At 68.6% G+C, this 25,433-nt stretch carries 23 protein-coding genes and 1 tRNA gene; 8 read left to right on the top strand and 16 right to left on the bottom strand.

From position 1 onward, the window contains the following. Window positions 1-31: 31 nt before the first annotated feature. From fkpB to rplU, 10 genes are all read right to left on the bottom strand, one after another. A complete protein-coding gene (gene fkpB / locus ACR80S_RS16530; RefSeq protein ID WP_435401184.1) occupies window positions 32-484 on the bottom strand; it encodes an FKBP-type peptidyl-prolyl cis-trans isomerase in 453 nt (150 codons plus the stop codon). Between the two features lie 13 nt (window positions 485-497). After that, complete coding sequence (gene lspA / locus ACR80S_RS16525; protein WP_435403845.1) at window positions 498-989, bottom strand: signal peptidase II; 492 nt, start codon at window positions 987-989, stop codon at window positions 498-500. Between the two features lie 76 nt (window positions 990-1,065). Continuing rightward, entirely contained in the window at window positions 1,066-3,915 is a 2,850-nt protein-coding gene (gene ileS, locus ACR80S_RS16520; protein WP_435403838.1) for an isoleucine--tRNA ligase, read from the bottom strand. Between the two features lie 9 nt (window positions 3,916-3,924). After that, a complete protein-coding gene (ribF, locus tag ACR80S_RS16515) occupies window positions 3,925-5,037 on the bottom strand; it encodes a bifunctional riboflavin kinase/FAD synthetase (RefSeq protein WP_435403837.1) in 1,113 nt (370 codons plus the stop codon). Between the two features lie 99 nt (window positions 5,038-5,136). Continuing rightward, the gene (gene murJ, locus ACR80S_RS16510; RefSeq protein WP_435401331.1) at window positions 5,137-6,660 is read right to left on the bottom strand and encodes a murein biosynthesis integral membrane protein MurJ; all 1,524 of its coding nucleotides are present in this window, start codon (window positions 6,658-6,660) and stop codon (window positions 5,137-5,139) included. A 190-nt stretch (window positions 6,661-6,850) separates the two neighbouring features. Then, on the bottom strand, window positions 6,851-7,117 hold the full coding sequence (gene rpsT, locus ACR80S_RS16505) for a 30S ribosomal protein S20 (protein ID WP_435401180.1): 267 nt from the start codon (window positions 7,115-7,117) through the stop codon (window positions 6,851-6,853). A gap of 197 nt (window positions 7,118-7,314) precedes the next feature. Continuing rightward, window positions 7,315-8,454, bottom strand: coding sequence for a glutamate 5-kinase (gene proB, locus ACR80S_RS16500; RefSeq protein WP_435401179.1), 1,140 nt, complete (start codon window positions 8,452-8,454; stop codon window positions 7,315-7,317). Between the two features lie 13 nt (window positions 8,455-8,467). Beyond that, window positions 8,468-9,655: an Obg family GTPase CgtA gene (gene cgtA / locus ACR80S_RS16495; protein ID WP_435403836.1), complete on the bottom strand. Its 1,188-nt coding sequence runs from the start codon at window positions 9,653-9,655 to the stop codon at window positions 8,468-8,470. 98 nt (window positions 9,656-9,753) lie between these two features. Beyond that, window positions 9,754-10,011 (bottom strand): 50S ribosomal protein L27, encoded by a 258-nt coding sequence (gene rpmA, locus ACR80S_RS16490; protein WP_290909977.1) that lies wholly within the window; start codon window positions 10,009-10,011, stop codon window positions 9,754-9,756. 30 nt (window positions 10,012-10,041) lie between these two features. Next, window positions 10,042-10,353, bottom strand: coding sequence for a 50S ribosomal protein L21 (gene rplU / locus ACR80S_RS16485; RefSeq protein ID WP_290909976.1), 312 nt, complete (start codon window positions 10,351-10,353; stop codon window positions 10,042-10,044). 283 nt (window positions 10,354-10,636) lie between these two features. On the opposite strand from rplU, the gene ispB reads away from it, so the two are divergent. Continuing rightward, entirely contained in the window at window positions 10,637-11,635 is a 999-nt protein-coding gene (gene ispB / locus ACR80S_RS16480; RefSeq protein WP_435401177.1) for an octaprenyl diphosphate synthase, read from the top strand. 79 nt (window positions 11,636-11,714) lie between these two features. Then, window positions 11,715-11,791: transfer RNA gene (locus ACR80S_RS16475), tRNA-Pro, on the top strand. Between the two features lie 99 nt (window positions 11,792-11,890). On the opposite strand, the gene ACR80S_RS16470 is transcribed toward ACR80S_RS16475, so the two are convergent. From ACR80S_RS16470 to ACR80S_RS16450, 5 genes are all read right to left on the bottom strand, one after another. Next, the gene (locus tag ACR80S_RS16470; RefSeq protein ID WP_435401176.1) at window positions 11,891-12,190 is read right to left on the bottom strand and encodes a hypothetical protein; all 300 of its coding nucleotides are present in this window, start codon (window positions 12,188-12,190) and stop codon (window positions 11,891-11,893) included. A 280-nt stretch (window positions 12,191-12,470) separates the two neighbouring features. Further along, window positions 12,471-12,923, bottom strand: coding sequence for a universal stress protein (locus ACR80S_RS16465; protein WP_435401175.1), 453 nt, complete (start codon window positions 12,921-12,923; stop codon window positions 12,471-12,473). Between the two features lie 92 nt (window positions 12,924-13,015). Continuing rightward, the gene (locus tag ACR80S_RS16460; RefSeq protein ID WP_435403835.1) at window positions 13,016-14,530 is read right to left on the bottom strand and encodes an SLC13 family permease; all 1,515 of its coding nucleotides are present in this window, start codon (window positions 14,528-14,530) and stop codon (window positions 13,016-13,018) included. A 40-nt stretch (window positions 14,531-14,570) separates the two neighbouring features. Further along, window positions 14,571-16,148, bottom strand: coding sequence for a phospholipase D family protein (locus ACR80S_RS16455; RefSeq protein WP_435401173.1), 1,578 nt, complete (start codon window positions 16,146-16,148; stop codon window positions 14,571-14,573). Continuing rightward, window positions 16,141-16,380 carry a hypothetical protein gene (locus ACR80S_RS16450; protein ID WP_435401172.1) on the bottom strand — a complete coding sequence of 80 codons (240 nt, stop codon included), beginning with the start codon at window positions 16,378-16,380 and terminating at the stop codon, window positions 16,141-16,143. The genes ACR80S_RS16455 and ACR80S_RS16450 overlap by 8 nt, the downstream gene beginning before the upstream one ends. 190 nt (window positions 16,381-16,570) lie before the next feature. Here ACR80S_RS16450 and ACR80S_RS16445 point away from each other — a divergent pair, with 190 nt between their 5' ends. Beyond that, on the top strand, window positions 16,571-17,371 hold the full coding sequence (locus ACR80S_RS16445; RefSeq protein WP_435401171.1) for a TlpA family protein disulfide reductase: 801 nt from the start codon (window positions 16,571-16,573) through the stop codon (window positions 17,369-17,371). A gap of 149 nt (window positions 17,372-17,520) precedes the next feature. After that, window positions 17,521-20,469, top strand: coding sequence for an RNA polymerase-associated protein RapA (gene rapA, locus ACR80S_RS16440; protein WP_435403834.1), 2,949 nt, complete (start codon window positions 17,521-17,523; stop codon window positions 20,467-20,469). On the opposite strand, the gene ACR80S_RS16435 is transcribed toward rapA, so the two are convergent. Then, on the bottom strand, window positions 20,466-21,371 hold the full coding sequence (locus ACR80S_RS16435; RefSeq protein WP_435401169.1) for a TIGR01777 family oxidoreductase: 906 nt from the start codon (window positions 21,369-21,371) through the stop codon (window positions 20,466-20,468). The genes rapA and ACR80S_RS16435 overlap by 4 nt on opposite strands. 118 nt (window positions 21,372-21,489) lie before the next feature. Here ACR80S_RS16435 and ACR80S_RS16430 point away from each other — a divergent pair, with 118 nt between their 5' ends. The 4 genes from ACR80S_RS16430 to ACR80S_RS16415 all read left to right on the top strand — a co-directional run bounded on the left by ACR80S_RS16430 (window position 21,490) and on the right by ACR80S_RS16415 (window position 25,430). Continuing rightward, window positions 21,490-22,527: an NAD(P)/FAD-dependent oxidoreductase gene (locus ACR80S_RS16430; protein ID WP_435403833.1), complete on the top strand. Its 1,038-nt coding sequence runs from the start codon at window positions 21,490-21,492 to the stop codon at window positions 22,525-22,527. 76 nt (window positions 22,528-22,603) lie between these two features. After that, window positions 22,604-23,536 carry a MerR family transcriptional regulator gene (locus ACR80S_RS16425; protein ID WP_435401167.1) on the top strand — a complete coding sequence of 311 codons (933 nt, stop codon included), beginning with the start codon at window positions 22,604-22,606 and terminating at the stop codon, window positions 23,534-23,536. A gap of 7 nt (window positions 23,537-23,543) precedes the next feature. After that, window positions 23,544-24,959 carry a deoxyribodipyrimidine photo-lyase gene (phrB, locus tag ACR80S_RS16420; protein WP_435403832.1) on the top strand — a complete coding sequence of 472 codons (1,416 nt, stop codon included), beginning with the start codon at window positions 23,544-23,546 and terminating at the stop codon, window positions 24,957-24,959. A gap of 30 nt (window positions 24,960-24,989) precedes the next feature. Then, a complete protein-coding gene (locus tag ACR80S_RS16415; protein WP_435401165.1) occupies window positions 24,990-25,430 on the top strand; it encodes a nuclear transport factor 2 family protein in 441 nt (146 codons plus the stop codon). The last annotated feature ends 3 nt before the right edge of the window (window positions 25,431-25,433 follow it).

Genomic DNA, 25,433 nt, shown 5'->3' with positions numbered 1-25,433 from the left:
ACGCCATCGTGGATGCCCCGCGCCTGTCGCCTCAGTGGGTGGTGGCAGGCTTCACGTCCAGCACTTCCACCTCGAAGGTCAGGGTACGCCCTGCCAGCGGGTGGTTGAAGTCCACATCGATCATGTCACCGTCGATGTCGCTGATCACGCCGGGCAGCTCCCCGCCGGAGGGGTCGGCAAAGGACATCACGGTGCCAAGTTCCAAGGGTTCGTCGCCGAAATTGTCGCGCTTGAGGCGCTGGACGTTCTGCGGGTTGTGCTGGCCGAAGGCGTGCTCCGGGGTAATCTCGAAGGTGGCGCTCTCGCCGACGGCCATGCCCTTCATGGGGTGCTCGAAACCGGGCGGCAGGTTGCCGTCGCCCACCTGGAAGGTGGCCGGGGCCTTGTCGCGGGTGGAGTCCACCACGGTGCCGTCCTCGAGCTTGAGGGTGAAGTGCAGGGTCACTTCCATGCCCTCGTCGATCTGGTATTGCGGGTCGCTCATAGCGCTCTCTCTATCAGGAATTGCGTTGCCGCGCGCGACGCTTCTCGCCGAACACCGATTCCCAGATCAGGCCGACGGCCCCCAGGGTAATGCCGATGTCCGCCACGTTGAAGGCCGGGTAGTACCAGCCGGCGACGTGGAAGGAGAGGAAGTCCACCACGTAGCCGTGTACCAGGCGGTCGTAGAGGTTGCCCAGTGCCCCGCCGATGATCGCCGCCAGCGACACCGCCAGCAGCGTCTCGTCGCGCTTGAGCCGGGTCAGCCAGATGGTCAGGCCGATGCTGGCGCCCACCGCGATGGTGGCGAAGAACCAGCGCTGCCAGCCGGGGTGATTGGCCAGAAAGCTGAAGGCGGCGCCGGTGTTGTGCAGTAGCGTCAGGTTGAAGAACGGCAGCACCTCCACCGGCCGGGCGTAATCGAGCATTGCGCTGGCCAGGTACTTGGTGGCGAGGTCCAGCACGATGACCGCCACGGTCAGCCACAGCCAGCGCAGCGGGCGCTGCATGGGCGGCATGGGCTGCACCCCTGAAGTGCCGCCGGCAGGGCTGGAGGAACCGTTGGCAGAAGCCTTGGCGGGTGAATCAGGCATACAGGCGCGTCTCACCGGGGCCGTCGGGCAGGTTGCTCACGCAGCGCCCGCACAGGTCGTCATGCCCCGCGTGGGTGCCCACGTCCTCGCGGTGGTGCCAGCAGCGCTCACACTTGCGATGGGCGCTGACAGCCACGGAGACCTTCAGGCCCGCAAGCTCGGTGGCCTCGGCGCCCTCGCCCTCGGGCTTTTCACTATCGGCGAGCGGCTTCAGGGTTACCTCGCTGGTCAGCATCACGAAGCGCAGCTCGTCGCCCAACTTGGCGAGCGTGGCCTGCAGGGCGTCGTTCACATAGAGGGTGACCTCGGCGGCCAGACTGCCCTTGATGGTCTTGGCATTGCGGGCGTCCTCCAGGCACTTGTTCACCGCCTGCTTGACCTCCAGCACGCGCTCCCAGAAGTCGCGGCCCATGGCGGCGTCGCCTTCCAGGGTGGTGAGGCCCCCGTAGTAGGTCGCCAGCAGCACGCTGTCGCCGCGCTCACCGGGGATGTTCTCGAAGATCTCCTCGGCAGTGAAGGAGAGGATCGGTGCTACCCAGCGGGAGAGCGCTTCCACCACGTGGTAGAGGGCGGTCTGGGCGCTGCGGCGCGCCAGGGAGTCGGCCTGGGTGGTGTACTGGCGATCCTTGATCACGTCCAGGTAGAAGCCGCCGAGCTCCCGGGCGCAGAAGCCGTGGACCTGCTGGTAGACGTCCAGGAAGCGGTACTCCTGGTAGGCGGTCTCGATGCGCGCCTGCAGCTGAGCGGCGCGGTCGACCACCCACTGGTCCAGGGCCAGCATGTCGTTGAACGCCACGGCGTCGCGGTTCAGCTCGAAGCCATTGAGGTTGGCGAGCAGGAAGCGTGAGGTGTTGCGGATGCGGCGGTAGACGTCGGCGGTGCGCTTGAGGATCTCGTCGGAGACCGCCATCTCGTTGCCGTAGTCGGTGGAGGCCACCCACAGGCGCAGGATGTCGGCGCCGAGCTTGTCCATCACCTCCTGGGGCGCCACCACGTTGCCCGTGGACTTGGACATCTTGCGGCCCTGGGCGTCCACGGTGAAGCCGTGGGTGAGCAGGCCGCGGTACGGCGGGTGGCCGTCGATGGCGCAGCCGGTGAGCAGCGAGGAGTGGAACCAGCCGCGGTGCTGGTCGGAGCCCTCCAGGTAGAGATCCGCAATCGGGCCGGTTTCGTGGCCGTGAGGGTGGGAGCCGCGCAACACGTGGCGGTGGGTGGTGCCGGAGTCGAACCAGACGTCCAGGGTGTCGGTGACCTTCTCAAAATCCGCGGCCTCGTCGCCGAGCAGATCGGCGGGCTCGAGGCGGAACCAGGCCTCGATGCCCTCCTTCGCCACCCGCTTGGCGGCCTCCTCCATCAGCTCGAGGGTGCGCGGGTGCAGCTCGCCGGTCACCTTGTGCAGGAAGAAGGGGATCGGCACGCCCCAGTTGCGCTGGCGGGAGATGCACCAGTCCGGACGGTTGGCGATCATGCTGTGCAGGCGCGCCTTCCCCCAGGCCGGGGTGAACTGGGTGGCCTCGATGCCCTCCAGCGCCCGCTCGCGCAACGTCTTGCCGTCCTTGCCCTGCACGTCCATGCCCACGAACCACTGGGCGGTGGCGCGGTAGATCACCGGGGTCTTGTGGCGCCAGCAGTGCATGTAGCTGTGGGTGATCGGCTCGTGGTGCATCAGCGCCCCGACCTCGCGCAGCGTCTCAACGATACGGGGGTTGGCCTTCCAGATCATCTGGCCGCCGAAGAACGGCAGCTCCTCGGCGTAGACGCCGTTGCCCTGCACCGGGCTCAGGATCTCCTCGAATTCCATGCCGTGCTCGCGGCAGGTGACGAAGTCATCCATGCCGTAGGCGGGGGCTGAGTGGACGATGCCGGTGCTGCCCTCCTCGGCCTCCACGTAGTCGGCCAGATACACCGGCGACAGCCGATCATAGAGGGGATGGCGGAAGCGGATGCCATCGAAGGCCTCGCCACGGGCGGTGGCGATCACCTCGCCCGTCAGGCCGAAGCGCGCGAGACACGACTCGACCAGGTCCTCCACCAGCACCAGAAGCCGCTCGCCGGTGTCCACCAGGGCATAGGTAAACTCGGGGTGGACGTTGAGCGCCTGGTTGGCGGGGATGGTCCAGGGCGTGGTGGTCCAGATGACGATGGCGGCGCCCTTGGGCAGCGCCGCCAGGCCGAAGGCGGCCGCCAACTGGTCGGCGTCCTCAACCGGGAAGGCCACGTCGATGGCGTCGGACTGCTTGTCGGCGTATTCCACCTCGGCCTCGGCCAGGGCGGAGCCGCAATCGAAGCACCAGTTCACCGGCTTGAGGCCCTTGAAGACGTAGCCGGCCTTGACCATATCGGCCAGGGCGCGAATCTCGCCGGCCTCGTTGGCGAAGTCCATGGAGCGGTAGGGATTCTCCCAGTCACCCATCACGCCCAGACGCACGAAGTCCGCCAGCTGGCCCTGAATCTGCTCGCCGGCGTACTCGCGGCACAGCTCGCGGGCGCGCCCGGCCTCGAGGTGCTTGCCGTGGGTGGTCTCCACCTTGTGTTCGATGGGCAGGCCGTGGCAGTCCCAGCCGGGCACGTAGGGGGCATCGAAGCCGGCCAGGTTCTTCGACTTGACGATGATGTCCTTGAGTATCTTGTTGACGGCGTGACCGATGTGGATGCTGCCGTTGGCGTAGGGAGGGCCATCGTGCAGCACGAACAGCGGCTTGCCCCGGCGCTCCTCGCGCAGGCGGTGGTACAGATCCTGCTGCTGCCACTGGGCCAGCCGCTCCGGCTCACGCTTGGGCAGCATGCCCCGCATGGGAAAGTCGGTTTCTGGCAGGTTCAGAGTGTGCTTGTAGTCGCTCATATCCCGGGATCAGCCGTCGTCGTGGTCGGCGGGCGTACCCGCCGAGGAATCGGAAGTCACGGCCTCGCGCGCCAGCGGCGCCGATGCCAGAGGAAGTAGATCGTTATTGCCGGCATGTCGGGCAACGGCACCGTCGGCAGGGGGCTGTAGAACGGCACCGGCAGCGGGGTGCTGTAGAACGGCACCGGCAGCGGGGTGCTGTAAAAAGAAGCCGCGTGCCCGCCGCTGGTCGGCGGCGATCTGGTGTTTCAGGGCGTCGAAGTGCTCGAACTTCACCTCGCCGCGCAGCTTGGCGCAGGGAAACACCCTGAGGCGCTGGCCGTAGAGGTCACCGTCGAAGTCGAACAGGTGCACCTCCAGCACCGGCCGGGTGCTGCCCACCGTGGGGCGCCAGCCGATGTTGGCCACGCCGAGCAGGCGGCGGCCGTCGGGTAGCTCGCTGACCACCGCATAGACGCCGTGCAGGGCCAGGGAGCGCACCGGCTGGGGCAGATTGGCGGTGGGCACGCCGATGGTACGGCCGAGCTTCTGGTCGGCGATCACGCGGCCGCCCAGCTGGTAGGGGCGCCCCAGCAGCCTGGCTGCGGCGTCGAAATTGCCGCTGGCCAGCAGGGTGCGGATGCGGGAACTGGAGACGCGATCGTCGTCGATGGTAAAGGTGCGAGTGTGCTCGACGCCGAAGCCGCGCTGCTCGCCGATCTCGGTGAGCAGGTGGAAGTCGCCGCGGCGGTCGCAGCCGAAGCGAAAGTCATCGCCCACCACCAGGTGGCGCACGCCCAGCCCGTCGATCAGCACCTTGTCGATGAAGGCCTCGGCGGTGAGGCTGCGCAGGGCGTCGTTGAAGGGCAGGCAGAGCACCCGCTCCACCCCGGCCTCGCCCAGCAGGCGCACCTTGTCCCGCAGCAGGGTGAGGCGCGGCGGCGCCTGATCACCGGCGAAGAACTCCCGGGGCTGCGGCTCGAAGACCACCACGGTGACCGGCAGCTGCAGCGTGGCGGCCTGTTCGCGGCACTGGTCGAGAATCGCCTGATGGCCCCGGTGCACGCCATCGAAATTGCCGATGGTGGCCACGCAGCCGCGGTGCTCGTCGCGCAGGTTGTGCAGTCCTCGGATCACTTGCATGGCGTGGTAGAGCCCCGCTTACCGGAAGGTGGTCGTAAAGTGGGCGATTATACCGGACCGCCGGCCCCTTGACAGCCGGGCCGGCCTGGTCTTGGCCTATCAGCCCTTCATCTTGAACTGCCGCAGGCGCACCCCGGTGGCGGCGAGCCAGGCGAAGTAGGCCCCGGCACCGGCCACCACCAGCGCCGCCAGCCAGGCCACGCGCGTCCAGACGTCCCAGCCGAGCCACGCCTGCCAGTCCGGGGAGATCCACCACAGGCCGATGCCCATCACCGTGCAGCCGCCCAGCAGCTGCACCGCATAGCGGCCCCAGCCGGGCTGGAACACCAGCACCCGCTCCTTGTAGAGCAGCCAGCCCAGCAGGCCGGCATTCAGGAACGCCGAGAGCGCGGTGGCCAGAGCCAGGCCGGCGTGGGCCAGGGGCCAGATCAGGATCAGGTTGAAGACCATGTTGGCGACCATGGCGATGATGCCGATCTTCACCGGCGTCTTCGTGTTCTGGCGGGCAAAGAATCCCGGTGCCAACACCTTGATCAGCATGAAGGCTACCAGACCGAAGGAGTAGGCACGCAGGCTCATCGCCGCCATGGTGATGTCGTGCTCGGTCATGGCGCCGTAGTGGAATAGCGAGATCAGCAGCGGCTCGGCCAGTATTGCCAGGGCCAGCGCCGCGGGCAGGCCGAGCAGCAGCACGCCGCGGATCGCCCAGTCGAGCATCTCGCTGAAGTGCTGGCCGGACTGCGCGGCGTGCCGCTTGGAGAGCGCCGGCAGAATCACCGTGCCAATGGCGATGCCGAACACCCCCAGCGGCAGCTCCACCAGGCGGTCGGAGTAGTAGAGCCAGGAGACGCTGCCCGGCGCCAGCAGCGAGGCGAGGATGGTGTCCAACAGCAGGTTGATCTGCGACACCGAGACGCCGAACAGCGCCGGCGCCATCAGCACCATGATCTGCTTGACGCCGGGATGCACGAAGCTCGGCCAGGGCCGCGGCATCAGCCCCAGGCGCACCAAGAAGGGCACCTGGAAGGCGAGCTGGGCTACGCCGGCAATCAGCACGCCCCAGGCCAGCGCCATGGCCGGTTCGGTCATCAGCGGGGTGAGCAGGAGCGCGGCGCCGATCAGCGAGAGGTTGAGCAGCACCGGGGTGAAGGCCGGGATGGCGAAGCGATTCCAGGTGTTGAGCACGCTGCCGGCAAACGCCGTCAGCGAGATCAGCAGCAGATAGGGGAAGGTGAGCCGCAGCATGTCGGCGGTGAGCGCCAGCTTGGCCGGGTCGCGGCCGAAGCCGGGGGCAAACACCCACACCAGCCAGGGGGCGGCGACCATGAACAGCGCGGTGAGCAGCGCCAGCACCACGGTCAGGCTGCCGGCGGCGGCATCGAGCAGTTCGCGCACCTCACGCTTGCTGCCGCGGGTGGCGTACTCCGAGAGCACCGGCACGAAGGCCTGGTTGAAGGCCCCCTCGGCGAACAGCCGACGCATGAAGTTGGGAATCTTGAAGGCGACGAAGAAGGCGTCGGCGCCGCTGCCCGCACCGAACAGGGTGGCCACTACCACATCGCGCACCAGGCCCATGACCCGGGAGAGCATGGTCATCACGCTGACCACCAGGCCCGAGCGCATCAGCCCGCCGGCCTTGGGGGCCACCACCTTGTCGTGCTCATCCACCGGTGTAGGTGGCGACTGCTCGCGATCCGTCACATCGGCATCCTCAGCGGGCTCGGGGAACGGCGGCCACAAAAAAACCGGCCGCAGCCGGTTTTTTTACGAGGCGCCTGCCACGCAGGCCGCGCCTCGAGGGCATCTGACCGGCTTAGGCAGCCAGCGCCTTGATGCGCTTGTTCAGGCGGCTCTTCATGCGGGCGGCGCGCTTCTTGGAGAGCACATCCTTGTCGGCGATGCGATCGATGATCGGCTGCGCCAGCTGGAACTCGGCCATGGCCTGAGCGTGGTCACCGCTGTTGATGGCCTTGATGACGCGCTTGACGTAAGTGCGCACCATGGAGCGCTGACCAGCTTTCAGTACACGACGACCTTCGGACTGACGGGCGCGCTTGCGAGCTTGCTTACTGTTTGCCACTTGATGTCTCCTTGGAGATGCTTCGCCGCCCGTGTGATGACGGCATCGATAACGTATTGATCCGGCAGAAAAGTTCGAGACTTTCCGCCGGCTTGGCCATCTGGCCGACCGCTTGACATCAGCGGTCGTTCACGGGCCGTGTCTGAGAGGATGGCGCATCCTATCACAGCCCGCGATGTGCGTGCCATAGTACGCGGCTACAACACCACCAGGTTGTCGCGGTGGATCAGCTCCGGGGCCTCCATGAAGCCGAGGATCGCCTCGATCTGGTGGCTCGGCTTGCCGAGGATGCGCGCCGCGTCGTCGGCGCCGTAGTTGACCAGCCCCTTGGCCACGCGCCCGCCCTGCTCGTCCACGCAGAGCACCATGTCGCCGCGGCGGAACTGCCCCGCTACCGCCTTCACTCCCACCGCCAGCAGGCTGGAGCCGCTCTCGCGCAGCACCTTCACCGCTCCGGCGTCCAGGGTCAGGGTGCCGCGCACCTGCAGCTGACCCGCCAGCCAGCGCTTGCGTGCCGCGATGGGCACCTGGTCGGGGCGCAGCAGGGTGCCGAGTCGCTCACCGGCCATCAGCCGGGTGAGCACCTCGGGCTGGCGGCCGCTGGCGATGGCGGTAAAGGCCCCCGAGCGCGCCGCCAGGTGGGCCGCGCGAAGCTTGGTGGTCATGCCGCCGCGCCCCAGGGCGCCGCCGCCGCCGGCCACCGCGGCCAGTGCCGGGTCGTCGGCGCGTCCCTCGTGGATCAGCCGCGCGCCGGGGGCGTGGCGCGGGTCGGCGTCGAAGAGCCCTTCCTGATCGGTGAGGATCACTAGGGCATCAGCCTCCAGCAGGTTGGCCACCAGGGCGCCCAGGGTATCGTTGTCGCCGAAGCGGATCTCGTCGGTGACCACGGTGTCGTTCTCGTTGATCACCGGTACCACTCGCAGGTCGACCAGGGTGCGCAGGGCCGAGCGGGCGTTGAGATAGCGCTTGCGGTTGGAGAGGTCGTCGTGGGTCAGCAGCACCTGGGCGGTGAGCAGGTCGTGGCGGGCGAAGTGCCCCTCGTAGCATTCGGTGAGGCCGTTCTGCCCCACCGCGGCGGCGGCCTGAAGCTCGTGCACCGCCGAGGGCCGCACCTGCCAGCCGAGGCGCACCATGCCGGCGGCCACCGCGCCGGAGGAGACCAGCACCACCTCGATGCCGCGGCGATGCAGCACGGCGATCTGGTCGACCCAGCCGCCGATGGCGTTCTCGTCGAGGCCGCGCCCGTCGTTGGTCAGCAGCGCGCTGCCGATCTTCACCACCACTCGGCGGGCGCCCACCAGCGCCTCGCGGCCCGCCAGCTGCTCGTTGTCTTCCATCAGCTCTCAACCCTCAGGGCGCGTATTCGACCTCGACGTCATAATCATCGTCATCGAAATCGTCGTCATCCTCATCGACCTTCTTGCGCTTGCGGCCCAGGCGAGCTTCGGTGCGGGCCACCGCCTCGTCTTCCATGCGCGCGCGCATCTCGCGGGCGCGTTCGGCGGACTCCTCGTCCTCGTTCTCAAGCCTGCGCTGCTCGGTCAGCCAGCGGTAGGCGGCCTGCACCAGGGCATCGGTGCCGTCGGCGGAGATCGCCGAGATGCGGAACACCGGCCCCTCCCAGCCCAGGCGACGGACGATATCGGCGGCACGCTCCTCGCGGTCCTCGGCGGGAAGCAGGTCGAGCTTGTTGAGTACCAGCCAGCGCGGCAGCTCGGCCAGCGCCGGGGAAAACTCGCCCAGCTCGTGGATGATCGCCACGGCGGCCTCCACCGGGTCGGACTCGTCAAAGGGCGACACGTCTACCACGTGGAACAGCAGCCGGGTACGGGTCAGGTGCTTGAGGAAACGCAGGCCCAGGCCGGCACCGTCCGAGGCCCCCTCGATCAGCCCCGGCACGTCGGCCATCACGAAGTGCTCGTGCATGCCCAACTTCACCACGCCCAGGTTGGGCACCAGGGTGGTGAAAGGATAGTTGGCCACCTTGGGCTTGGCGGCGGAGACGGCGCGGATCAGCGTCGACTTGCCGGCGTTGGGCATGCCCAGCAGGCCCACGTCGGCCATCACCTTCATCTCCAGGCGCAGGTTGCGGCGCTCGCCCTCGGTGCCCGGGGTGGTCCGCCGCGGCGCCCGATTGGTGGAGGACTTGAAGTGGATATTGCCCAGCCCCCGGCGACCGCCCTGGGCCACCATGACCACCTGGCCGATCTCGGTGACATCGGCAATCACTTCGAGGGTGTCCTCGTCGATCACCGTGGTGCCCACGGGCACCTTGACGTGCAGATCCTCGCCGGCGCGGCCGCTCATCTGCCGACCCATGCCACCCTGGCCGTTCTGAGCCTTGTAGAAGCGCTGGAACCTGAAGTCGATCAGGGTGTTGAGGGCATCGTCACCGATCAGGTAGACGGTGCCGCCGTGGCCACCATCACCGCCATCCGGGCCGCCCTTGGGCACATACTTCTCGCGCCGGAAGCTGAGGCAGCCATTGCCCCCCTTACCGGCCTCCACGATGATCGAGGCTTCGTCGACGAACTGCATCTGTCATTCTCCTGACGGCGACTGCCGTCTTACCCATCTGGGTATATACAAGAAGGCCCCGCCTGGGCGGGGCCTTCTCGCTGCAAGCCTCAGGCGTCTCAGGCAGAGACGACGCTGACGAACTTGCGGCTTTTCGGACCCTTGGTCTCGAACTTGATCACACCGTCGTTCAGGGCGAACAGGGTGTGGTCGCGACCCAGGCCAACGCCGGTACCGGCGTGGAACTTGGTGCCGCGCTGACGCACGATGATGTTGCCGGCGGTAACGGCCTGACCACCGAACAGTTTCACGCCAAGGCGCTTGGATTCGGAATCGCGACCGTTACGCGTGGAACCGGCTGCTTTCTTATGTGCCATGGAAAAATCCTCCGTTCAGGGGTGGACCGCTTACGCGGAAATCCCGGTAATCTTGACTTCAGTGAACCACTGGCGGTGGCCCTGACGCTTCATGTGGTGCTTCCGGCGGCGAAACTTGATGATGGTGATCTTGTCACGGCGGCCGTGGGAGACGATCTCGGCAGAGACCTTGGCACCCTCGACCAGCGGCGCGCCGACCTGAACATTGTCGTCGTTGCCGACCAGTAGCACTTCGTCGAAGTCGATGGACTCGCCGGTCGGGACTTCGATCTTCTCGAGCTTGAGGGTCTGGCCTTCCTGAACGCGGTACTGCTTGCCACCGCTCTTGATAACTGCGTACATGTTCTTCTCTCCAGGACTCATCGGGGTTGGCTCTTGATCGGCCTGCGGCGAGTGGCGCCTCCTCTGGCACCATCTGACAGGGAGCGGGATGAGTGGGGCGCGCATTATAACCGTGCGCCGGGGGCGGCACAACCCGCACAGCCCCCGTGATTCCTGCCCACCGAGGCGCCCCGGAGCGGCTCGCCTTGACGCCCATGAGGGGCCCCCATAGCATGACCGGCAACTCAAGGCCAGAGGGGGCCGCCCCGCCCCGGCCCCCCATCACTTCTGTTGAGCCGCCTCCATGACTGCCAACGTCACTTCACCCGCCGCCGCTGCCCCCTCGCCGATCCACGCCGTCGTGGCCGAGGACTTTGCCGCCGTTAACCGCACCATCATGGATCAACTTGCCTCGCGGATTCCGCTGGTGGAGACCATCGGCCAATACATCATTGCCAGCGGTGGCAAACGCCTGCGCCCGCTGCTGGTGCTGCTGGCGGCCCGCGCGTTGGGCTACCAGGGCGAGCGTCACGTGACCCTGGCGACCCTGATCGAGTTCATGCACACCTCGACCTTGCTGCACGATGACGTGGTGGACGAGTCCCACATGCGCCGCGGCAAGGCCACCGCCAATGACGCCTGGGGCAACGCCCCCTCGGTGCTGGTGGGCGACTTCCTCTACTCGCGCTCCTTCCAGATGATGGTGGAGGTGGGCTCCATGCGGATCATGAGCGTGCTCTCCTCCGCCACCTGCGTCATCGCCGAGGGCGAGGTGCAGCAGCTCACCAACGTGGGCAACCCGGACATCGACGAGGCGGCCTACTTCGAGACCATCCAGGGCAAGACCGCGATGCTGTTCGAGGCGGCCAGCCACAGCGGCGCGATCCTCGCCCAGGCCACCCCGGAGCAGGAGGCCGCCCTGCAGCATTACGGCCGCTACCTGGGCCTGGCCTTCCAGTTGATCGACGACCTGCTCGACTACCAGGGCGACGCCGAGGCGATGGGCAAGAACGTGGGCGATGACCTGGCCGAGGGCAAACCCACCCTGCCGCTGATCCAGGCCATGGCCATCGGCACCCCGGAGCAGGCCGCGGTGATCCGCCGCGCGATCCGCCAGGGCGGTCTGGACCATCTCGACGAGGTGCTGGCCATCGTCAACGCCACCGGCGCCCTGGAATACACCCGCTCCCGGGCCGAGGAGATGGCCGCCAGGGCGCTGGCCCAGCTTGACCATCTGCCTCCCTCCCCCTATCGAGACAGCATGGCCGACCTGGCCCGCCTGGCGGTGGAGCGCGAGTCGTGAGCCCACCCATCGCCGGGGGCTTGCAAAGCACCGCGCTGCGGGTATAATTCGACCCCGTTGAGGCATCAGCTCAGCGCGTCGGAGTATAGCTCAGCTTGGTAGAGCGCTGCCTTCGGGAGGCAGAGGTCGTAGGTTCGAATCCTGCTACTCCGACCAAGGTCACATAGCAAAAACCGCCACTTACGGATCGCTCCGAGTGGCGGTTTTTCGTTGTTGGGCTTTCTTGTAGCGATATCTGCTGGAGCAGGGCTCTACTCAGCGACGCAGCTTGCGTACGTTAGATCGAGTCTTGGTGCTGTATGGCTTCAGCGCCTCCGACGTTATCCGCGCAGGGTTGGCACCGCTGGCCGCCGCCATTGCCGCTCGCTCGGTTGCTGTGGCGAAAATCGTTGCCTTCTCCATCACCATGCCCATGGCTTCCGGGCCGGTCATGGCGCCGCTGGCCATCATCATGGTGCGACGGGCGATCACCTCAGCGGCAGACAGCGTCATCATGTTGTAGGAAGAAGCGACCTTCATCCACGCGGTCATCATGTTCATCGGGTTATTCTTCATTTCGTCTGATACTCCTCTTCTTGACGGCCTTCGACTTGGGGCTGGTTCATGGAATTCCTCCTGGGGATAGCTAGTATCGATACCTGAGCCTCGCCATGAAGTCATCGAGACGCAGGGTTGATTCAAGAATAGTCTTGCCTGCGACCCGCGTCGGTGCGCTGCCCCACCCTCACCACCCCGATCCCTGCCGTCATGGAATCGCGGGGCCCGAGAACACGGACGCCGAGAAACCGGGTGGGGCAGGGACGGTTTATTAGCCGGCTCGATAGAGGGAATTTGATCAGGTCACGGTGATGACGGTACAGCCGGCGATATGGCTGATCTTGTGGGAGACGCTGCCGAAGACCATGCCGCGCATGTCGCTGACCCCGCGGCTGCCCATGACGATGACATCGACCCCCAGGCTCTCGGCCTCCTTGTTGATCAGTACGGCCGGGCGCCCCTGCCGCGTCACCTCCTCGACCTCGATCCCGTCGAGGTCGACCGCGGCGCGTGCCTTCTCGATAACCTTGTGGGCCTCCTTCTTCATGCCTTCGGCGAGCTTCTCGCGCTCCACCTCGGAGAAGGGCTCGGCGGTGCCGCCGGTGAACAGGCCGATGTTGTCGGGGGGAAACTCGGCCACGGTCATCAGATGAAGCGTCGCGGAGGAGGCGCGGGCCAGAAGCGCGGCGACACTCAGCGCCTTCTCGGCATGGCGGGAGCCGTCGACGGGAACCAGAATGGTCTTGAACATGGGGACTGTCCTTCTTGTCGGGTGTAAGCGGGGCACGCGGTGCCCCTCTGTTTCCAGCCTAGACGCTCGCGGCCGATCAACCCTATTCTGGATCAAGCTCCCCAGCCGAAACCCAGGATCGGCATGGCCAGGGCGAACACCACCAGGGTGATGACCACCAGCGCCGCGACGCTGATCAGGGCCCCGGCGCGCACCATCTCGGCGACACTGAGCTTGCCGCTGGCGAATACCACGGCGTTGGGCGGAGTGGCCACCGGCAGCATGAAGGCGCAGCTGGCCGCCATGGCCACCGGCACCGAGAGCAGCAGCGGGCTGGCCCCCAGGCTGACGGTGAGCGAGGCGGTCAGCGGCAGTATCGCCGCCGCGGTGGCGGTGTTGCTGGTGACGTGGCTCATCAGCATCACCGCCAGCGCCACCATGGCCACCATGGTCCAGGTGGGCCAGCTGCCGAAAGCCCCCAATCCCTCCGCCACCACCGCGGCCAGGCCGCTCTCCTCGATGGCGGTGCCCAGGCTCAGGCCGCCGCCCACCATGATCAGCACGCCCCAGGGCAGGTGTCTGGCGCTGTCCCAGTCCATCAGGAACTGGCGCTGGCGCCAGCGGGCCGGCACTACGAACAGCAGCAGCGCCCCGATGATGGCGATGCCAGCGTCGCTGAGCTCCACGCCCATGACCCGCTCCAGCAGCGGGCGCGTCACCCAGGCCAGGGCCACCAGGGTGAAGATCGCCGCCACCCGCTGCTCGGGCCGGGTCATGCGCCCCAGGTCGCGGGCCTGGTCGGCCAGCATCTCGGCCACTCCGGGCACCTCGCTGCGCTCCACCGGGTAGACCAGCCGGGTCAACAGCCACCAGGCCAGCGCCAGCAGCAGCAGCGATGGCGGCACGGCCACCGCCATCCACTGGGCAAAGCCGATCTCGATGCCGTAGCTCTCGCCCATGAAGCCGGCCAGCAGGGCGTTGGGCGGGGTGCCGATCAGGGTGCCCATGCCGCCGATGTTGGCGGCCAGGGCGATGCCCAGCAGCAGGGTGAGCGCCATGTGGTGGCTCGCCCCGGCGCCGCCCTGGCGTTCCAGCATGACCAGCACCGAGAGGCCGATGGGCACCATCAGCGCGGCGGTGGCGGTGTTGCTGACCCACATGCTCAGCGCCGCGGTGGCGAGCATGAAGCCCGCCACCAGGCGATCCGGGCGGCTGCCCGAGACCCGCAGCACCAGCATGGCGATGCGCCGGTGCAGCCCCCAGCGCTGTATCGCCTCGGCCAGCAGGAAGCCGCCGAGGAAGAGGAAGATCAGCGGGTTGGCGTAGGGCACGGCCACCGCATGGATTGTCCCCACGCCGAGCAGCGGCAGCAGGGCCACCGGCAGCAGCGCGGTCACCGCGATGGGCACCGGCTCCAGCACCCACCACACCGCCATCCAGGCGGTCAGCGCCACCACCTGCCAGGCCGCCGGGGGCATGCCCACCGGGGTCTCGACCCACAGCAGCAGCCCCGCCGCCAGGGGGCCGAGCAGCAGGCCGACGGTGATCTTGAGGCGCTCGCGCCGGGCCTGGCGCAGCTCCAGATCCTGGCTCGCCTCCTCGGCGTCACGGGTCCGGGGTTCGTTCATCGCGTGCTCTCCTCCATCGCGTCACGGCGGGCTGCGCCCGCTACAGCCAGCGCTCCAGGCGCAGGAACCGGCTCAACCAGGCGTTGGCGTGGCGCCAAGGGCCGCCGGGCTCCCGCGCGAGGCGGACCATTTCGTCGTCGTGGAGAGTCTCCCAGCCCAGCCGGCCTTTGTCGTCCAGGGTCACCCGGTAGCTCAGCTCGGGGCTCACCCCCTCCTCCACCAGTTCGCGAAACTCCCGGGCCAGGCCCTCACTCTCGGCCAGCACGCCCAACTCGCTGTTCCACCATACCGAACGCGGGTCGGCGTTGGGGGAGCCCACGAACACGGTGTCATCATCCACCGCCAGGGCCTTGATGTGCAGTGCCGAGACGGAGGTGCCGGGCACGCCCATGGCGGGCCCCTCGCCGTTGTCGTGCTCGGCACGCAGCTCGAAGAGCGCCACGCCGCTCTCCAGCAGCGCCCGCCGATAGGGCATGTAGGCCCCGTGGACCACCGGCACGTCGGTGGACTCCAGGGAGTTGGTCACCACCTCGACCTCCACCCCGGACTCCGCCAGCCCCTGCAGCGCCCGGCTGCCCGCGGCGGTGGGCACGAAGTAGGCGGAAACCAGACTGAGGCGCGCCTCGGGCGCCACCCTTTCCCACAGCTGGCCGGCCATGGTCTCCGCCAGGGCCGGGCGCCCACGCCGGGCCGGCTTGCCGGGCGGGTCCCACAGCGCCTCGGCATGCCCCCAGTGCAGGGCATCCACCAGGCGGCTGCGCTCGCGCTCCTCCTGGCGCTGGCGCAGGGCGCTGAAGTAGTCGGAGTCGCGCTCCTCGTCGAGCTGGGCGGCGAGCTCCCCGTACAGGGCCTGCCAGGCATCGGCGTCGACGCGATGGTAACGGCCCACCGGCTGCGCCAGGCCATGGTTCCAGTAGAGATCGAAGCTCATCGACAGCGGTTCCACCACCGGCCCCAGCGCCAGCAGGTCCAGGTCGGCGAAGTTGCGCGGCTCGCCGGCGCTGTAGTACTCGTCGCCCATATTACGCCCACCGGCGATGGCCAGGGCGTTATCGGCGATCCACAGCTTGTTGTGCATGCGCCGATGGTGACGCGACAGCACCGGGATGGTAGCCAGTACCCGGGTGGCCAGGTTGGCGCGCCCAACCGGCAGCGGGTGATAGACCCGCACCTGCAGGTTGGGGTGGCTGTCCAGGGCCGCCAGCCGCTCGCCCTGGCCCACGGCACCGATGTCGTCGATGAGCAGGCGCACCATGACGCCGCGCTCGGCGGCGTCCAGCACCCGGGCCAGCAGAACCCAGGTGGTCAGCCCGTCGCCCATCAGGTAGGTCTGGATGTCGAGACGGCGCTCGGCCCGCGCTGCGAGCAGGCCGCGCACCGCGAAGGCGTCCAGGCCGTTGGCCAGCAGCGCCAGGCCGCTCTGGCCCGGATGGGCCTCGGCCTGCTCGGCGGCCCAGCCGCCCAGACGGGTCTCGGCGACCTCCCAGGGGGGCAGTGCCGTGGTGTGATCCCGCGGCATCGGTGCCGCGGCGCAGCCCGCCAGCAGCATCACCAGCGCCGGCAGCGAGATCCAGCGGATCAGGCGCGGCCCCCCGCCGGTGTGCGACGCCTCAGGCATCGCCATCGTCGTCGGCCAGCCGTCGCGCCAGCGCCTTGCGCGCCCGGTTGCGCCGGTAGAGCCGCACCAGGGCGATGCCCAGCGCGGCGGCGACCATGGCCGCCAGGGTCCAACCCTGCCAGTAACGGGCGGCGTCGCCCATCATCGTCTCCAGGGTGATGATCAGGATGAAGCCAAGCGCCTGGCTGGCGATGGCCAGGGCACGCAGGGTATCGAAGGCTGGCTTGGCCATGGAGGCTCCCGTGACGAGGGTGGCGAACGGATGACAGCCATGCCGGCCGGCAGTAGGCTGGGCACGGACAGGGGGTCGACGCGGGCAGCGTCTTTCCGGGTGGCCAAGTGTACCCGGTCATGCGCCGGTCGCCGACCCTGCATCGAGACGGCATTGCGCCACTCGCCAGCCGCCCACAGGAACCCACGCCATGGATGCCATCGCCCTCGGACCCGTACTGCTCTCGGTGCCGCGCCTCTACGCCCTGGGCGCCGCCCTGCTGCTGTTGGCGCTGAGCGCCTGGCTGCTGGGGCTGCCCCGCGGCGAGCATGCCAGCTGGTTCAATGGCCTGGTGCTGGCCTGGCTGGTGGGCGCGCGCACCGGCCACGTGCTGCTGCACCTGGACGCCTATGCCGCGGCCCCGCTGGACATCCTCAAGCTGTGGCAGCCGGGCTTCCACGGCCTGTGGGGGCTGCTGGCCGCGCTGCTGTGGACCGGCTGGGCCCTGCGCCAGCACCTGCTGCGACTGATCGGCGCCATGGCGCTGACCGTGGGGGCCGCCAGCCTGTGGCTGGTGCTGGTGACCCTGGCGCCGCTGGGCGGCGGCATGCCGGTGGACGAGCTGCCCGATGTCGCCCTGGAGACCCTCGATGGCGAGAGCGTCAACCTGCGCGAGCTGCAGGGGGAGACGGTGGTGCTCAACCTGTGGGCCACCTGGTGCCCGCCCTGCCTGCGCGAGATGCCGCTGCTGGCCGAGGCCGACGCCCGCGACGGCGTCACCGTGGTGGTGGCCAACCAGGGCGAGGAGCTGCTGCAGGTGATCCGCTACCTGGACGACCAGGGGCTCGAATTCCGCTACCCGCTGCTCGACCCGCAACAGGAGCTGATGGCGCTGCTGGAATCTCCCGGGCTGCCCACCACCCTGCTGTTCGACGCCTCCGGCCGCGCCGTGGAGCGCCACGTCGGCGAGCTCTCCCGGGCCCAGCTCGGCGCCTGGCTAGACCGCCACTGAACGAGACAGGAGGGACGCCGGACGAGTCCCGTAAAGGCGAACGCCACGCTTAAGCCGCGCCGGCCTTTGCTGTAAGATACGGCGCCCTGTTCGGACCGCCCCGTCCCGGCGGCCATGAGCGCATCCCTTTCAGCATCCTCCGAGGCATCATGAGCGATTTCTCTCCCGGCCAGCGCTGGATCAGCGACGGCGAGGCCGAACTCGGCCTGGGCACCATCCTGAGCTGTGATGCCCGCAGCGTGACCGTGCTGTTTGGCGCCAGCCAGGAAACCCGCACTTACAGCAGCCGCCAGGCCCCGCTGACCCGAGTGGTATTCGGCAACGGCGACCGCATCCGCACCGCCGAGGGCTGGACCCTGACCGTAGACGACACCAAGGAGCTGGACGGGTTGATCGTCTATATCGGCGAGGACGCCCAGGGTGAGCTGCTCGAGCTGCCCGAGGCGCGGCTGGCCGACACTACCCAGTTCGACCAGGCCCGTGACCGCCTGCTGACCGGCCAGGTGGACCGCAACGACTGGTTCGACCTGCGCTTTCGCACCCTGCACCACCACCATCGCATCGAGCAGAACCCGGTGCTGGGCCTGGCCGGGCCGCGCATCGACCTGATCCCCCACCAGCTCTACATCGCCGACGAGGTCTCCCGCCGCCACGCCCCGCGGGTGCTGCTGGCCGATGAGGTGGGGCTGGGCAAGACCATCGAGGCGGGCCTGATCCTGCACCGCCTGCTGCTCACCGGCCGTGTCGAGCGGGCGCTGATCCTGGTGCCGGCGAGCCTCTGCCACCAGTGGCTGGTGGAGCTGCTGCGACGCTTCGCCCTGAAGGTGACCCTGCTCGACGAGCAGCAGAGCGAGGCCCACGGCGATACCAACCCCTTCGAGGCGGGCCAGATCATCCTGGCCAGCCAGGACTGGCTATTCGCCAACCCCCACCGCCAGGCCCAGGCCCTGGCCTGCGCCTGGGACCTGCTGATCGTCGACGAGGCCCACCATCTGGACTGGAGCGAGGAGCAGGCAGGCCCCGGCTACGCCTGCGTGGCGCGCCTGGCCGGCGAGAGCGAGGGGGTGCTGCTGCTCACCGCCACCCCGGAGCAGATGGGACTCGCCAGCCACTTCGCTCGGCTGCGCCTGCTCGACCCGGACCGCTACCACAGTCTGGCGCGCTTCCGAGAGGAGGAAGCCCACTACGTGGAGGTGGCCGAGGCGATCGATGCACTGGAGCGCCTGCCGGGCGATAATGCGGACCGCGCGCGAGTCGCGGCGGTGATCGACGAGCCCGACAGCCTGGCACTGCTCACCACCCTGGCCAATTCCGAGAGCGACGAGGACCAGCAGGCTACCGCCCGGGACCAGCTGCGCGACCAGCTGCTCGACCGCCACGGCACCGGCCGGGTAATGTTCCGCAACAGCCGCCGCCACGTGGGCGGCTTCCCGGAGCGCCGCCTGCACGTCACCGCGTTGTCTCCGCCCTCGGCCTACCGCCGGGTGCTGCGCAAGCTGGAGCGCGACCAGGACTACCTGGACGAGCTCTTGATCGAGACCGGCCTCGACCACCCCGAGGTGCTGATCTACCTGGATGCCATGTACCGGGCACTGGTCGACGACCCGCTCAACGAGGAGTCCTGGTGGCAGATCGACACGCGGGTCAACTGGCTGCTGGAGCGCCTGGCCGACGACGGCGAGGCGGGCCTGGCCAACGACAAGGTGCTGGTGATCGCCCACGACCGTGAGACCGCCCAGGGCCTGGCCGAGGCGCTGCGGGTGCTGGGCGGCTACCACGCCCCGGTGTTCCACGAGGGGCTCTCCCTGGTGGAGCGCGACCGCGCCGCAGCGGCCTTCGCCGATGAGGAGGAGGGCTGCCAGGTGCTGGTCTGCTCGGAGATCGGCTCCGAGGGGCGCAACTTCCAGTTCTGCCGCCACCTGGTGATGTTCGATCTGCCGCTCCACCCGGACCAGCTGGAGCAGCGCATCGGGCGCCTGGACCGCATCGGCCAGCGCCACGCCATCGAGCTCCACGTGCCGGTGTTCGAGGGCAGCCCCGGCGAGAAGCTGCTGCGCTGGTACCGCGACGGCATGGACGCCTTCAGCGCCCCCCACGGCATCGGCAGCGAGCTCTTCGCCGCCTTCGGCGACCCCCTGGCCGAGGCGCTGCTCGACGACGACGCCATGGCGGAGGTGATCGAGGAGACCCGGGCGCTGTTCGAGAGCCGCCTGACCGAGCGCGATGCCGGGCGCAACCGTCTGCTGGAGCTCAACGCCTGTCGCCCCGGCCGCGCCGCGGCGGTGGCCGCGGCGATCCGCGAACTGGACGAGGACCGCGCCCTGCCCCGCTACCTGGACCTGGCGCTGGACATCTTCGGGGTCGACAGCCAGGAGCTGGGCGGCAGTATCCAGCACCTGCACCCCAGCCCCCAGATGCTCGATGGCCTGCCGGGCCTGGCCAAGGGCGAGGAGGGCTTCTCGGCCACCTTCTCGCGGCTGCGCGCCCTGTCACGGGACGACGTCCAGCGGCTCTCCTGGGAGCACCCGTTGCTGCGCGAGATGATGGGTCGGATACTGGACGGCACCATGGGCAACACCGCCCTGGCGCTGCTGAAGCATCCAACACTGCCCGCCGGGCGGATCATGGTGGAACTGGTGTTTCGCACCCACTGCCCGGCGCCCAGGAAGCTGCATCTCAACCGTTTCCTGCCGCCCACCGCGGTACGCGTGCTGCTCGACGAGTCCGGCGCCAACCTGACCGACAGGATCTCCTTCACCGGGCTCTCGAAGAACCTGCAGAAGGTCAAGAAGGCCATGGCCCGGGATCTGATCCGCAGCCGCCTGGAGGTGCTGCGCGAGCTGCTCGACCGCGGCGAGGCCGAGGCGGATCGCGAGCTGCCCTCCATCACCGAAGCGGCCCAGGTGCGCATGCGCGAGGCGCTGGACACCGAGCTGTCGCGCCTCACCGCCCTGGCTCGCCACAACCCGGCGGTGCGCGACGACGAGCTCACCGCGCTGCGCGCCGAGCGTCAGGCGCTGGACGAGGCCATCGAGGACACCCGCCTGCGACTGGACGCGGTGCGGGTCATCGTCACGGTGGGGGAAGACGCCCGCTAGCCCAGAATATCCGCCAGAGCGGCCTCCAGAGTCTCGAACCGGAACTGGAAGCCGGCCTTCTGGAGGCGCGTCGGGCGCATGTCGGCACCGGTGAGCAGCAGCCGCGACATCTCGCCGAAGGCGGTCTCCAGCGCGATGGCCGGCACCGGGAAGATCGCCGGACGCTTGAGCGCGCTGGCCAGGATGCGGGTGAACTCGGCGTTGGTGACCGGGTGCGGGGCGCTGCCGTTGAAGGGTCCCTCAAGCTCGGCGTTGTCGAGCAGGAAGAGGATGGCCCGCACCAGGTCCTCGCGATGAATCCAGGGCATGAACTGCTTGCCGTCGCCGAAGCGTCCGCCCAGGCCCAGCTTGAAGGGCGGCAGCATCTTCTGCAGGCTGCCGCCGCCGGTGTCGAGCACCAGGCCGATGCGCAGCAGCACCACCCGGGTGCCGAAGTCCTTCGCCTCCCGGGCGGTGTCCTCCCAGCGCTTGCAGAGCCGGTGGGCAAACTCGTCGTGGGGCGGCGTCTCCTCGCTGACCTCGCGATCCCCCTGGTCGCCGTAGTACCCCATCGCCGAGGCCGACACCATGACCCGGGGAGCGCGATCGCCGCTGGCCTTGAGCTGCTCGCAGAGGATCACCAGATCGCGGGTGATATTGACTCGCGAGTCGATCAGCCGCTTCTTCTGGTCGTCGCTCCAGCGCTTGCCCGCGATGGATTCGCCGGCGAGGTTGACGATGGCCTCCGGCGGCGTATCCACGAAGTCCAGCACCGAGCGGCGGATATCCGCCCCACGGGGCAGCCGCGACTTCACCGCCTCGGGGTCCCGGGACACCACCAGCAACCGATGCCCCGCATCGGCCAGGTGCTGGCACAGCCGCTGCCCCACGAATCCGCTGCCGCCGGTGATCAGCACTCGCATCGAGACCTCCTGATTTCTTTAGTGAATGACGTTCGAGATGACGGGTATCTGCCATGAGTTATACAGCTGTTGTACACTTCTGCTAGTCTAGCTGAAAACCACCGAGGATGACGCCGCCATGCGCTCCGATACCTGCCAGCATACTGCCATCATCGGCGCCGGCATCGCCGGGCTCGCCTGCGCCCGGGCGCTGGACGCCGCCGGCCTGCCAGCCACCCTGTTCGACAAGGCCCGCGGCGCCGGCGGCAGGATGTCTAGCCGCCGCCTGCCCGATGCCGTGCTCGACCTGGGCGCCCAGTTCTTCAGCGTCCGCAACGCCACCTTTCGCCGCGCCGTGGAGGGCTGGCACAAGGCCCGCAGCATCGCCCCCTGGCCCGCCTCGCTGTGGTCGGCACAGGCAGGCCGCTGGCAACGTCACGAGGATGACCTGGAGCGCCTGTGCGGCACCCCGAGCATGAGCGCCGTGACTCGCCACCTGGCCAAAGGGCTGACGGTGAAGGCCCAGACCCGCATCGAACGCCTGGTGGGCAGTGCCGGACAGTGGCAACTGGTGGATGAGCACGGCGAGCACCACGGTCCCTTTACCCGCGTGGTAATCAGCGCCCCCTCCCCCCAGGCCCATGCTCTGGTGGCGCCCCACGACGCGACCCTGGCCGAGGCCTGCGAGGCGGTGATCCAGCGTCCCTGCTGGGCCGCCTGGGCGCTGTTCGACGCCCCCCTGCCGGCGCTGCCCGGCGTCGACGATGACTGGCAGGCGGTCCGGGTGAACGACCCGCGGCTGCGCTTCGTGGTCCGCAACCAGCTCAAGCCCGGCCGCCAGGATCAGGGCGAGAGCCTGAGCCTGCTGGCCAACCTCGAGTGGAGCGAGGTGCGCTTGGAGGACAGCCCGGAGACCATCGTGGAAGCGCTGCTCGACGCCTTCCAGCAGGCGCTGCCCGACGGCAGCCGCCTGCCGGAGCCCAGCGCCCTGGGTGCCCACCGCTGGCGCTATGCCCAACCCGACGTCTTCGCCGGCGGCGAGGCCGTCAACCTCGATTATCGACTCTCGGCCAGCGGCCTTTCGCTGTGCGGCGACGGCTGGCGCGGCCCGCGGGTCGAGGACGCCTGGCTCTCCGGCCACCATCTCGGCGAGGCCCTGGCCGCCGACGCCATCTGAATCGACCGTGACAGGAGTTCGTCATGCCTTACGCCCAGACACACATCGCCGCCGGGGCCGGGAGGTCCTGCCAGCCATGAGTGACCCCTCACAGCACGCCGGCGATACACCGCTCTACCCGATTCGCGAGGTTTCCCGCCTCACCGGCGTGAACTCGGTGACGCTGCGCGCCTGGGAGCGGCGCTACGGGTTGATCAAGCCCCAGCGCACACCCAAGGGACACCGCCTCTACGCCCGGGAAGACATCGAGCGCGTGGAGCAGATCCTGCAGTGGCTCAATCGCGGAGTACCGGTCAGCCAGGTGCGCGAACTGCTCGACCGCCCCGAGGCCAGCGAGGCCCCCATGGCCGACGCCAGCGACTGGCCGGGGCAGCGCGCGCAGCTGGTCACCGCGGTGGAGGCCCTGAACCTGGCCCGCCTGGAGACCCTCTACGCCCAGTCGCTCTCGCTCTATCCGGTGCCAGTATGCATCACCGAGCTGTGGGCGCCCACGGTGCAGATGCTGGAAGAGCGATGGGGCGAGAGGCTCGGCGATACCCTGCAGCGACTCAGCCTGGAGGCTTTCCTGCGCACCCGCATCGGCACCCGCCTGCTCCACGCCAATGCCCTCGCCCCAGGCCCGGTGCTGCTGATGGTGCCGCTGCCCGACGACCCCGGCACCCTGTGGCGGCTGCTGGCGGCCCTGGCCGCCAGCGATTGCGGCTACCGGGTGGAGCTGCTGGACACGGCACTGCCCTTCGGCGAGATGCCCCTGGCGGTGGAGGCACTGGGCGCCGGCGGCGTACTGATGGCCGGTAGCCACGCGGGGCGCAGCGACCTGGTGCGACGCCAGCTGCCGCGCCTGGCGGAGCAGCTGGAGGTGCCCCTGGCGCTATGTGGGCCGGTGGCGCGCATACGCGAGGCCGACCTTGAAGAGAGTCGCGTGGCGGTGCTGGGCGATGACCTGGGCCAGGCGATGACCCAGCTGTCCGCCTTGCTGCCCCTGACCCGGCTGCCCCAAACGACGTGAGCACACCATGCCCCTCACCCTGATGTGGTTTCGCAGCGACCTGCGCATCGCAGACAACCGCGCCCTGTCCGCGGCCGCCGCCCGTGGCCCGGTCGTGGCCATTTTTCTGCGCAGCCTGCCCCACTGGCGGCGTCACGGCCATGGCGCCAACCCGCTCAACTTTCGCGCCCGCGGTGTGGCGGCCCTGAAGAAGGCCCTGGCGGGGCTCAACATCCCGCTGCTGCACCGCGACATCGATGACTTCGCTGAGGCGCCCGCGACGCTGCTGACCATTGCCCGGGAGCTGGGCGCCGACGCCCTGCACTTCAATCACGAGTACCCCCTGGACGAGCAGCGCCGCGATGCCGCCGTGGCCGCCGCCTTTCAGGAGGCCAGGCTCGAGGCCCGCGGCCACCACGACGCCGTGGCCTTCGCCCCGGGGGAGCTGCTCACCGGCAAGGGCGACTACTACGGCGTCTTCACACCCTTCGCGAAGAGCTGGCATCGCCAGCTGACGGCAGAACGCCTGGCGGTGAGCAACACCCCCGCCCCGCAGGCCGCCACCGGCATCGCCGGCGAGGCGCTGCCCGAGCTGCCCGCCCTTGAGGACACTCCCGTCGACGGCCACCAGTGGCCCGCCGGGGAGGGGCCGGCCGCCGACCGCCTGGAGCGCTTCCTGCGCTTTCGTGGGCGACACTATGGGCGACAACGAGACTTTCCATCGATCCGCGGCACCAGTGAACTCTCGCCCTACCTGGCGCTGGGCATGATCTCCCACCGCCAGTGCCTGCAGGCAGTGCTGGCCGAGAACGGCGGCAGCCTGGCCGAGGGCGACGCCGGTCTCGTCACCTGGGTCAACGAACTGGTGTGGCGGGAGTTCTACCGCCACGTGGCGGTAGGCTTCCCCCAGGTGTGCCGCCACCGTCCCTTTCAGGCCCACACCGAGGCACTGGCCTGGCGGGATGATGACGAGGGCTTCGCCGCCTGGTGCGAGGGGCGCACCGGCTACCCCATCGTCGATGCCGCCATGCGCCAGCTGCTTGCCACCGGCTGGATGCACAACCGCCTGCGCATGATCACCGCCATGTTCCTCAGCAAGCATCTGCTGATCGACTGGCGCCGCGGCGAGACCTTCTTCATGCGCCACCTGGTAGACGGCGAATTCTGTGCCAACAACGGCGGCTGGCAGTGGGCGGCCTCCACGGGCACCGACGCCGCGCCCTACTTCCGGATCTTCAACCCCACCACCCAGTCGAGCCGCTTCGACCCCGAGGGCACCTTCCTGGCCGAGTGGCTGCCGGAACTGGTCGAGCTGCCCCCCAAGGCCCGACACGCGCCTCCCCGGGACCTGCTCGGTGGCGTCGACTATCCGCCTCCCATCGTCGACCACAAGGCGGCGCGCGCCCGGGCCCTGGACGCCTTCAAGGCGCTCAAGGCCGACTGATGTCCGGCACCGACCGATCCAGGAGCCCCCATGGCAGCCCTTGCAGATAACCGATTGGAGGCCTTCTGCGCCTTCTTCAATAAACTAGACAAGAGCTGTACAAACGAGCTGTACAGGTTCTATACTCCTGATGCGCTATTTATCGACCCGATGCACCGGATCGAGGGTGCCAAGGCCCTGGAGCGCTATTTTGCGACCCTATACGAGAACGTGACAGCGTGCCGCTTCAGCTTCCATGAGCGACAGATGTCGGGAGACCAGGCCTTTGCGACCTGGACCATGCACCTGACCCACCCGCGGCTCGATGGCGGTCGCGAGATCCACGTCGACGGATGCTCACACCTGACCTTCGCCGAAGACGGCCGGGTGGCGCGTCACCGCGACTACTTCGATGCCGGCGCCCTGCTTTATGAGCGCCTGCCACTGCTGGGCGGCGCTATACGTCTGGTGAAGAAACGAATCGACGGCTGACCG

This window comes from Halomonas salsilacus (assembly GCF_051216275.1).
In the GTDB taxonomy this organism is placed as follows: Bacteria; Pseudomonadota; Gammaproteobacteria; order Pseudomonadales; family Halomonadaceae; genus Halomonas.
This window is presented reverse-complemented; position numbering and strand designations above follow the sequence as displayed.

Bases quoted from the DNA above. Each gene is read 5' to 3' on its own strand.
- fkpB (WP_435401184.1), bottom strand. From the start codon at position 484: ATGAGCGACCCGCAATACCAGATCGACGAGGGCATGGAAGTGACCCTG.
- lspA (WP_435403845.1), bottom strand. From the start codon at position 989: ATGCAGCGCCCGCTGCGCTGGCTGTGGCTGACCGTGGCGGTCATCGTG.
- ileS (WP_435403838.1), bottom strand. From the start codon at position 3,915: ATGAGCGACTACAAGCACACTCTGAACCTGCCAGAAACCGACTTTCCC.
- ribF (WP_435403837.1), bottom strand. From the start codon at position 5,037: ATGCAAGTGATCCGAGGACTGCACAACCTGCGCGACGAGCACCGCGGC.
- murJ (WP_435401331.1), bottom strand. From the start codon at position 6,660: ATGCGCTCGGGCCTGGTGGTCAGCGTGATGACCATGCTCTCCCGGGTC.
- proB (WP_435401179.1), bottom strand. From the start codon at position 8,454: ATGGAAGACAACGAGCAGCTGGCGGGCCGCGAGGCGCTGGTGGGCGCC.
- cgtA (WP_435403836.1), bottom strand. From the start codon at position 9,655: ATGCAGTTCGTCGACGAAGCCTCGATCATCGTGGAGGCCGGTAAGGGG.
- rpmA (WP_290909977.1), bottom strand. From the start codon at position 10,011: ATGGCACATAAGAAAGCAGCCGGTTCCACGCGTAACGGTCGCGATTCC.
- rplU (WP_290909976.1), bottom strand. From the start codon at position 10,353: ATGTACGCAGTTATCAAGAGCGGTGGCAAGCAGTACCGCGTTCAGGAA.
- ispB (WP_435401177.1), top strand. From the start codon at position 10,637: ATGACTGCCAACGTCACTTCACCCGCCGCCGCTGCCCCCTCGCCGATC.
- ACR80S_RS16470 (WP_435401176.1), bottom strand. From the start codon at position 12,190: ATGAAGAATAACCCGATGAACATGATGACCGCGTGGATGAAGGTCGCT.
- ACR80S_RS16465 (WP_435401175.1), bottom strand. From the start codon at position 12,923: ATGTTCAAGACCATTCTGGTTCCCGTCGACGGCTCCCGCCATGCCGAG.
- ACR80S_RS16460 (WP_435403835.1), bottom strand. From the start codon at position 14,530: ATGAACGAACCCCGGACCCGTGACGCCGAGGAGGCGAGCCAGGATCTG.
- ACR80S_RS16455 (WP_435401173.1), bottom strand. From the start codon at position 16,148: ATGCCTGAGGCGTCGCACACCGGCGGGGGGCCGCGCCTGATCCGCTGG.
- ACR80S_RS16450 (WP_435401172.1), bottom strand. From the start codon at position 16,380: ATGGCCAAGCCAGCCTTCGATACCCTGCGTGCCCTGGCCATCGCCAGC.
- ACR80S_RS16445 (WP_435401171.1), top strand. From the start codon at position 16,571: ATGGATGCCATCGCCCTCGGACCCGTACTGCTCTCGGTGCCGCGCCTC.
- rapA (WP_435403834.1), top strand. From the start codon at position 17,521: ATGAGCGATTTCTCTCCCGGCCAGCGCTGGATCAGCGACGGCGAGGCC.
- ACR80S_RS16435 (WP_435401169.1), bottom strand. From the start codon at position 21,371: ATGCGAGTGCTGATCACCGGCGGCAGCGGATTCGTGGGGCAGCGGCTG.
- ACR80S_RS16430 (WP_435403833.1), top strand. From the start codon at position 21,490: ATGCGCTCCGATACCTGCCAGCATACTGCCATCATCGGCGCCGGCATC.
- ACR80S_RS16425 (WP_435401167.1), top strand. From the start codon at position 22,604: ATGAGTGACCCCTCACAGCACGCCGGCGATACACCGCTCTACCCGATT.
- phrB (WP_435403832.1), top strand. From the start codon at position 23,544: ATGCCCCTCACCCTGATGTGGTTTCGCAGCGACCTGCGCATCGCAGAC.
- ACR80S_RS16415 (WP_435401165.1), top strand. From the start codon at position 24,990: ATGGCAGCCCTTGCAGATAACCGATTGGAGGCCTTCTGCGCCTTCTTC.